The sequence below is a fragment of the Faecalicoccus pleomorphus DSM 20574 genome, assembly GCF_000420345.1.
Taxonomy (GTDB): Bacteria; Bacillota_I; Bacilli_A; order Erysipelotrichales; family Erysipelotrichaceae; genus Faecalicoccus; species Faecalicoccus pleomorphus.
Window position 1 is genome coordinate 40,549 of the sequence record NZ_ATUT01000016.1, and the last position, 8,504, is coordinate 49,052.

At 39.5% G+C, this 8,504-nt stretch carries 9 protein-coding genes; 1 reads left to right on the forward strand and 8 read right to left on the reverse strand.

Annotated features, from left to right (window positions below; all coding sequences use genetic code 11):
• Window positions 1-6 precede the first annotated feature (6 nt).
• Window positions 7-228, reverse strand: a complete 222-nt coding sequence (locus G413_RS0107750) for a nucleotide-binding domain containing protein (protein WP_081637651.1) — start codon at window positions 226-228, stop codon at window positions 7-9.
• A 5-nt stretch (window positions 229-233) separates the two neighbouring features.
• Here G413_RS0107750 and G413_RS11950 point away from each other — a divergent pair, with 5 nt between their 5' ends.
• A complete protein-coding gene (locus tag G413_RS11950) occupies window positions 234-368 on the forward strand; it encodes an HAD hydrolase family protein (RefSeq protein ID WP_276329719.1) in 135 nt (44 codons plus the stop codon).
• Here the strand turns inward: G413_RS11950 and G413_RS0107760 are convergent.
• The 7 genes from G413_RS0107760 to G413_RS12195 form a co-directional block, all read right to left on the reverse strand.
• Window positions 365-1,132, reverse strand: a complete 768-nt coding sequence (locus tag G413_RS0107760; RefSeq protein ID WP_022790342.1) for an enhanced serine sensitivity protein SseB C-terminal domain-containing protein — start codon at window positions 1,130-1,132, stop codon at window positions 365-367. The genes G413_RS11950 and G413_RS0107760 overlap by 4 nt on opposite strands.
• A 4-nt stretch (window positions 1,133-1,136) precedes the next feature.
• Window positions 1,137-2,462 (reverse strand): TldD/PmbA family protein, encoded by a 1,326-nt coding sequence (locus tag G413_RS0107765; RefSeq protein WP_022790343.1) that lies wholly within the window; start codon window positions 2,460-2,462, stop codon window positions 1,137-1,139.
• Window positions 2,455-3,843 carry a TldD/PmbA family protein gene (locus tag G413_RS0107770; protein ID WP_022790344.1) on the reverse strand — a complete coding sequence of 463 codons (1,389 nt, stop codon included), beginning with the start codon at window positions 3,841-3,843 and terminating at the stop codon, window positions 2,455-2,457. The genes G413_RS0107765 and G413_RS0107770 overlap by 8 nt, the downstream gene beginning before the upstream one ends.
• A 51-nt stretch (window positions 3,844-3,894) precedes the next feature.
• A complete protein-coding gene (locus tag G413_RS0107775; protein ID WP_420913462.1) occupies window positions 3,895-4,569 on the reverse strand; it encodes an N-acetylmannosamine-6-phosphate 2-epimerase in 675 nt (224 codons plus the stop codon).
• 179 nt (window positions 4,570-4,748) lie between these two features.
• Window positions 4,749-6,110, reverse strand: coding sequence for an MATE family efflux transporter (locus tag G413_RS0107780; RefSeq protein WP_022790346.1), 1,362 nt, complete (start codon window positions 6,108-6,110; stop codon window positions 4,749-4,751).
• A gap of 65 nt (window positions 6,111-6,175) precedes the next feature.
• Window positions 6,176-7,555, reverse strand: a complete 1,380-nt coding sequence (locus tag G413_RS0107785) for a hypothetical protein (RefSeq protein ID WP_022790347.1) — start codon at window positions 7,553-7,555, stop codon at window positions 6,176-6,178.
• A 628-nt stretch (window positions 7,556-8,183) separates the two neighbouring features.
• A partial coding sequence (locus G413_RS12195; RefSeq protein WP_027969122.1) for a hypothetical protein occupies window positions 8,184-8,504 on the reverse strand: 321 nt, incomplete at its 5' end.

Genomic DNA, 8,504 nt, shown 5'->3' on the forward strand with positions numbered 1-8,504 from the left:
ACAGCATCATACATATACATCCTTCAAAGCTCTTACAAAGAAATCTTCTTGTCCAAAATTTCCGGATTCCAAGAAAAAGACAGGTTTCTTTTCATAGACCGGTACTAAAGCCGGTACTCCCGGGGCCATAGAGCTTTCCACTTTAAAAGTAGTCATTCCTAAAACATGCAATACCGCACCGGAAGTTTCACCACCACCAATCACCAGTCGATCAACATGATGATGGATACAAAATCGGACTTTCTGTCGCCATGAAAAACGGCAGTGATGCGATCAAGGCAGTTGCCATGTATCAAACTGACTATGACAATAACGAAGATGGAGTTGCTCATTTTATTGAAGATCGTATATTAAAAACGGATGACTAAGCATCCGTTTTTAAATAAATCGGTGTGTTTTTCTCCATGATTTCCTGTGAAAGCTTCATGCTGGCAAACATAAATTCAAACTGTTTTCCATGGCTGCAGCGAGCACAATAATGCGCCATTTCCTGCAAGTATCGTGGATCTTCCTCTTCTAGATCCACAATGATAAACCAATGTGTCGGTTTATCTACCATGATTCGTTCCTTAAAATAGATCGAACGTACATTCGCATGTTCTTTTCCGTATTTGATCAAAGTCTCTTTTAGATCATCCACATTTTTTGGTGTACGCAAGGAAACCTTCTCTCCTTTTAAGATTTGTGTTTCCTTTAAACCGGTATGACGAGGATGATCTTTTAATCCCAACAAGAACGGTGTTTGAAACGGTGTGTTGATACCATAAGGATCGACTACGATACCGGCAATATCCTTCTGTGCCATTTCCACAATTGGAATATACTGATCAAATGTCAACAACAACATCTTACCGTTTTTAGAGCCGGCCCATTTTTCACTTTCTTCTTTGGAAGTAAAGAAAGGAAAAAAGCGCTGTTTATCCGTTGTTTGAATGGTCAAGATACTAAAATGTGTATCCGGTGGAAATGTCATATTTCCATGGTCATCCAGCTGTGGACTCTTATCCCAGGTAGCCGGCACAAACAACTGTGTTGTGATTAAAAGCTCCAGTACCTTATTTCGATTCTGCGGTGTGTCCGTTTCCCGCAGATTTTTTAATGCTTCCTGCATTTCCCGATTCACAAAATTCATAATTTTACTCCCCGCTTACTGCACATTCTTTAAAATAGATGCTTGGACTCTTTATTTGATGATAGCTCCAGTCCAGATCGCTACCCACTTGTTCTACTTTTTTCATCAGGTCCATGAAATTACCGGCAACCGTGATTAAGGTTACGCTGCGATCTCTTTTTCCATCTTTGACAAGATAGCCCGATGCCTGCAAAGAAAAGTTGGTCGTCACAAAATCAATTCCCGCATGTAATCCCTGCAGATCAGTAATGACCAGGCCATTCTTCATCGTTTCTTCCAGCTGTTGCAGTGATTTCTCTCCCGGTACGATACAACAGTTCATCGGTGATACCCCTATCGTCGAGGCATAGCCGGATTTAAAACCATTTCCGGTACTTTCCGTCTGCATACAGCTTGCCGATTTTGTCGAATGTAATGCCTGTACAAATACACCGTCTTTGACTAAGACTTTCTTTCTGGTTGGGCAGCCTTCATCATCAAAGTTGGCAATGGTCAAAGCTTCGACATTACGCGGATCATCTTCAATCGTGATTTTCTCAGAAAAGATCTTTTCATTCCATTTGTCCTTTAAACAAGAGATTCCTTTATACAAAAGTTCTCCATTCCATAAACCGGTAAAAGCCGAAAACAACGAAGTCATCGCTTCGGTTTCAAAAATCACCGGTAAGGTCTGACTTGTCATTGAAGCCGCATTCAACTTTTCGATGGCTTTATCACAAACTTTTTTCACAAACGCATCCAGATCCAGTGTCGATAGATCTTCGACAACTTCCACTTCATAGTTGACCTGCACATCGTTATTTTCGCCGGCTACGACATAGGCCATGATAATCTGCATGCGCTCTTCATCTTCTACATCCAATCCCAGCGAATTAGTAATCATACGCTTTCCGGAAGCTTCCTGATATCCCAGTTCATTGACCTGCAGAATGCGTGGATCATAAGCTTTCAATTTACTTTCCAGTTGTTTTAGTACTTCTTTGACCTGTTCAACATCCGGAACGACCCACTTTGTAGGTTTATGTACACTTTCAAAAGGTTGCGGTGTGCGTATCTTGTCTTCTTCCTTGGATGAAATCGTTTTTGCCTGTTCAATCAAAGCTTGTAATACAGCATCCATCTGATCATCTTCAATCTTTTCAAAGGCCATATTTGCCATTTTCTTTTGATAGACTCCACGAATGGAAGTTCCCAACACCTTACTTGTGGTAAATGTATCCAGCTTGCCTTCATACCATGTGACAGAGCGCTCCGAAGTCAAAGACTGATAGATTTCAAAACTTTCCAAGCCCAATTCCAAGGCACGATCGATCCATTTTTGCTTATTCATTTGCCGTACCTCCTACTGTAATACTGGAAACACGAATAGCCGGCTGTCCGACATCGACCGGAATACTACCGGAAGCCGAACCACACATACCCTGTGCTCTTTCCAGATTGTTGCTGACTTTATCGATGTTCATCAAAATATCTTTTCCGTTTCCAATTAACGATGCACCCTTTACCGGATACGTGATCTTTCCGTTTTCGATCATATAGCCTTCATTAACCGCAAAGTTAAACTCCCCGGTTTGTGGATTGACACTGCCGCCCCCCATCTTTTTGGCATACAACCCTTTTTGAATACCGGCAAACAGATCTTCAAAAGAATCCTTTCCCGGCGCAATATACGTATTCGACATACGAGATGTCGGCTCAAATTTATACGACTGACGACGACCGGAACCGGTACTTTCCATATGCATGCGTCTGGCATTTAATCGATCGATCATATAGCTTTGAAGAACACCATCCTTGATCAAGACACGTTTAACCTGTGGATTTCCTTCATCATCTATATTTTCACTGCCCCAGGCACCCGGAATCGTACCATCATCAATAGCTGTTACACAATCACTGGCAATCTTTTCATTCAACTTTCCGGTAAAGACACTCTGGTTTTTCGCAACCGATGTGGCCTCCAAAGAATGACCACAGGCTTCATGGAAAATAACTCCACCAAAGCCATTATCGATGACTACCGGCATTTTTCCTGACGGACAGTCCTTTGCCTCTAATAAAACCAATGCTGTGCGCGCAGCCTCTTTTCCAATCGATTCTGGTGTGGTCTGATCAAAGAATTCCAATCCCTGACTAGCCCCCGGACTATCGCTTCCGGACTGCATGGAAGAAGCATCCTGCGCAAAAGCCGTGATGGGCATACGCACACGAGTACGTGTGTCCTTGACAAATTTTCCTTCACTGGTGGAAATCTGTACCTTCTGGCGCACACTGCTTAAAGAGCCGGTCACTTTTACAATGCGATCATCCGCTTCTTTAGCAGCTTTATACGCTCTTTTCAACAACGCTACCTTTTCCTCTAAAGAGGCTTCGATCGGATTTTTGACGATCGGATGATGATTTTCAATCACCGATTCCGTTAGACGGATTGTTACTTCCCGATTACTTGTACCCAAAGCGCTCTTTAAATCATCCACCAGCGCAAAAATCGTATTCTGATCCAACTCATTTGTATATCCATAAACGGACTGTACACCTTTATACAGACGAATTCCAATGCCCGCACGAACCACACGGTTCATCTCTTCGACATCACCATTTAACATTGAGATTCCTTCACTGATCGTATCTTCTTCAAAAAGCTCTGCAAAATCCGCTTCACTTTGCATACAACGCGAAAGAATCACTTCACATTGTTCTTTGGTTAACATACTGCACCTCCAATATCCCCATTATAACAAAAAAGACCTCTAAAAGGTCTTTTATTGAATCGCATCTACAAATCTTTTTGTGATGACCTGAGGACGCGTAATGATGGAACCCACAACTACGCTGTAAGAACCGATCTCCAAAACACGTCTTGCCTTTTCCGGTGTATCGATATTTCCTTCGGCAATGATAGGACGATCGATCTTAGAAACCAGTTCACGGATGATTTCAAAATCATTGGATTCAATATGCAATCCCTTTGATTCTTCGGTATATCCTACCAAAGTAGTACCGACAAAATCAAATCCTAATTCAGCGGCATGCAACATTTCATCCAAGGTTGAACAATCCGCCATCAAAAGCTGTTCCGGATATTTAGCACGAATATCTTTATAGAATTCATCCAAAGTCTTTCCATCCGGACGTACATGACAAGTCGCATCTAAAGCGATTACTTCCGGACCGGCTTCCATTAACTCATCAATCTCCTTCATTGTCGGTGTGATGTAAACCGGATTATCGCCATAGTTGCGCTTAATGATACCAATGACCGGTAAATCTACCTGTTTTTTGATTTCAATGATATCACTCACACTATTGGCACGAATTCCTTTGGCGCCACCCTGTTTTGCTGCGACGGCCATACGGCCCATAATAAAGGAAGAATGCAGCGGTTCTTCCGGCAAAGCCTGACAGGAAACAATCAGCTTGCCCTTAACTTGATCCATCTTTTTCATATCTTTATGATACCACACTCCCTAAAAAAATTGGGTATTTCCCAAAGAAAAAACTCGTATAATTTCCATTATACGAGTCAAACAATAGGTCGAATGGTTTCCTATTTATTTTCACAACATCATTATAAGCCTATCAAAACAATATGTAAACCGTTTTGTGTTTCGCTGCTTTATCCTTCTATTTCCAGACGTTTTAAATGCTTCCATTCCCGTAAGACAAAAATCAGGGAAACGACAAAGGCTACGCCATCCGCAACCGGCGCACTATACATAATTCCATCTAAACCTAAAAAATGAGGTAGGATCAAGACCAGCGGTATAAAGAACAATACCTGTCTTGTCAAAGATAGCACCATACCTTTTAATGGTTTCCCAACAGCTGAAAAATAGCCGGAGGAAATAATCTGAATACTGATCACACAGCTTAAAGATAAAAAGATCTTCATGAAATGTGTGGCAAATTCAAAATATAATGGATCTCCGGTTCCAAACACGGAAAGGATCGGTGCCGTAAACAACTGAAAACAAGCCCAGCCAATAATCGAAACAGCCAAACCATAGCTTAAAGAAAGCCGCAAGGTTTGACGTACCCTTTCATACGATTTAGCACCATAGTTAAAACCAACGATGGGCTGTGTTCCTTGTGAAATACCAATAATTACGGCCATCAAGATCGAATTGACCTTCATCACGATTCCACAGGCTGCCAACGGAATATCCTGTCCATAGACGGAAAACTGACCATAATATACCAGTGAATTATTTAAAACGATCTGCACGACAAGAATGGCACACTGATTGATCGATGCACTGATACCGATAGCCGCCGTTTCCAGCGTTTGATGAAGAGAAAAACGGAAGTCTTTTCGTTCCAGTTGAACATGTTTAAAGTTTTTTAAGTAAATCGCACCAACCACAAACGAACCAACCTGACCGATCACAGTCGCCCAGGCAGCCCCGGCAACACCCATACTGAAAATAAAGATAAAGATCGGATCCAGGATCGTATTCATAACAGCACCGACCAACATACAAGCCATAGAGTATTTTGGACTACCATCGGCACGAATCATATTACTGAGAACATTAGTACCGATCAAAAACGGTGCTCCTAATGTCGTGATCGAAGTATATTGCAACGCATAAGGCAAAATACGATCTGTAGCCCCAAATGCCCGCATCAAAGGTGTCAGAAACAAGAACACAAGGATCACATAGATCACACTGCTGATCAACATAGCCATGATTCCGTTTCCAATTACGTGTCTTGCCCTATCATTTTCTTTAGCACCCAGATATAAAGAAAAACGAGAAGCCGATCCGATTCCAATCAACAACGAGATAGCCAGTGTAATCGTAGTTAAAGGGAACGCAACATTGGTGGCCGCATTCCCTAAATAACCAACACCCTGACCGATAAAAATCTGATCGACAATATTATATAATGAGCTTACCAGCATTGAAATGATGCTGGGAATCGCAAAACTTCTTAACAGCTTTGACGGCTTTTCAATTCCAAGAATATTCTCCATACACATCTCCTATTTACTTTCCACGAAATGCAGTATAAAGATTTCATTAAGATTTTTCAAGTTTTTTATTTCTCAATATCGATCTTATCTTCTGCATCTACACGATAGTCTTCGGCATCCTCGATGGCTTCCTGCTCACTATCATCCTGTGAATACAAATAAGATACATCCACGCTGATCTTTCCAATTCCATCTTTTGTCGGTTTTAAGCCCGATGCAGTAGCCATATAATACTCTACATGATTAACCGTATCACCATCATATGTTGAAGTAATATCTGCTTTATAAATCAGCTTCAAAGAGCCTTCTCCACTTCCCTTTGCATATGTATAGTAAGCTGCGATTTGATTCAATGAATTTACGGTAATTGTTTCTTTTCCAAAGTATTGATACGTTGTATCCTTTGCCTTTTTCATTACTTTATCATAGGTTCTGTCTAACACCGTTTTGTGATCTTCTTTGGAAAGATCATCCCAGGTGCGATACACCTCTTCTAAGCCTTCTACTTCGATCGTCTTCGAGGCTTTAGTAACATCCAACTTTAAACTATTGGCCGTTTCCTTAGAATAATTGGCTGTAATTGTAACTTCATCCCCATTTGATAATTCGCCATTATTTTCAACTTCATAGGTCACACCATAAATAAATGAAGTAATATCCGCATTAGTATGATCATAATCCGCAGTCCCTTCTACCGTTGCACTTCCCTCGCCATCATAGCCGGAGAAAGTTACCTGGACTTCGGAAACAAGATCAAGAGGTGTCTTTTTAAACATGTTGTATAAACCAAAGCCTACACATCCTACTAAAACAGCGACACACACAGATACAATAACAATCAATGTTTTCTTACCCTTTGGATCTTTGGCAAATGACTGCAGCCTCTTAATTAAATTTTCTGTTCCCTGTTCAAATTTTGTACTATTCACACTTTCCCCTTTTTTATCCATACGCATAAAGAGGATGGCAACAATCAAATACGAGATATGCGCAAGAAATAAAATAATAAACGGAATTTTCATGGACTCAATGTTTTGAAGATTATAGGCAGAAGATAACATACCATCAAAATCCATTCTTGCGACGCTGGAAAGAGCACTGACCGTAGAAACCCCATAGATCTCAAACAATAAAGCTACCACACTAATCACAAAAGGAATCACAGTCATTTCCTTTTTCTCTTTGAAATAGAAAATCTTTAATCCCCAGCCAATGACTAATAAAATCACCAGCAGTAAATCAATGTAATACAATATGCAGGCAAAGCTCAAACCACTTAAAGAATTCGATAAGGCTGACGCATAATCCGACCATGAAGATCCACTGTTGGATAAATTTCCCACGCCGGAATAACAAATCAGTGCCATCAATATCATCAAACCACCACTTACGATATTCGCAATATACAAATTCTTGTTTGTTAAATACTTTCTTAAACTTTTCATATACTTTCTCCTCTTAAATGTTTCATCAATCTATAACAATTTTATAACATAATTATACATATTTTACAGATAAAATTTATATGATTTAGTTGTCATTTCAAATCCAGTACCATCATCATAGTTATAGTAAGGTATTGGTTCATAGCTAATATAATCTTGTCCTTAAGAAAATTATGTAGATTTCATTACCTTCTCTTCTTTAATTTCGTAATCATCGATTATCAAACGTTCTATATGCTGAGCCCCATATGGGCAGTATCTCTATATATACCAATTCCATCTGGATCTACTTCTAAACCCGAATGAGAAGCAGTTGTTTTCCCAATTTCAACTAACTGATTGCTATATGTTAATTGTATAAGCATAATCGGCCTTACATGTTCCACCTTTGATAATCAGTTCTATTATCCCATCATGATCAATATCATAAAGAGAATACTCTGCGACACTTATCTCGTCTGTTTCTATTTTTCGAGCAAACTTATTAACTTCATCTTTATAAGCTTTTAATATTTTAGAGTTATCTGCTGTTTTATTTTCTGATTTGTTTTCGATTTTAATATATTTCCATTTTCCATCTTTTTAAATATTTAAGGCTCATCCTTTGCACATAAAGGGTAACAATCCTTTATTTATCGTGTCTTTTTGATAAAGCATCTCGATATTTCACCCTTTTTGGTGACATTATCGCCATTTTGATGAACTTTAGAACTTTATCATATCGGTCTTTAGGCTCATTCATAATAAACCAAAATAAATTCATCCAGTCTTGCAGATTTTCTCTTTCATAACCTCCATGTGCTCTCATAAATTTTTTAAGTAACATATGGAGATGATTGACTGGATATAATGGATTCTCTTTATCGTTCAGCTGTTTTATTTCATTAGATAAATATACTTCATTTTTTAATCCCAGTTCTTCAACAAGTATGTTATGAGATTTTTCTTC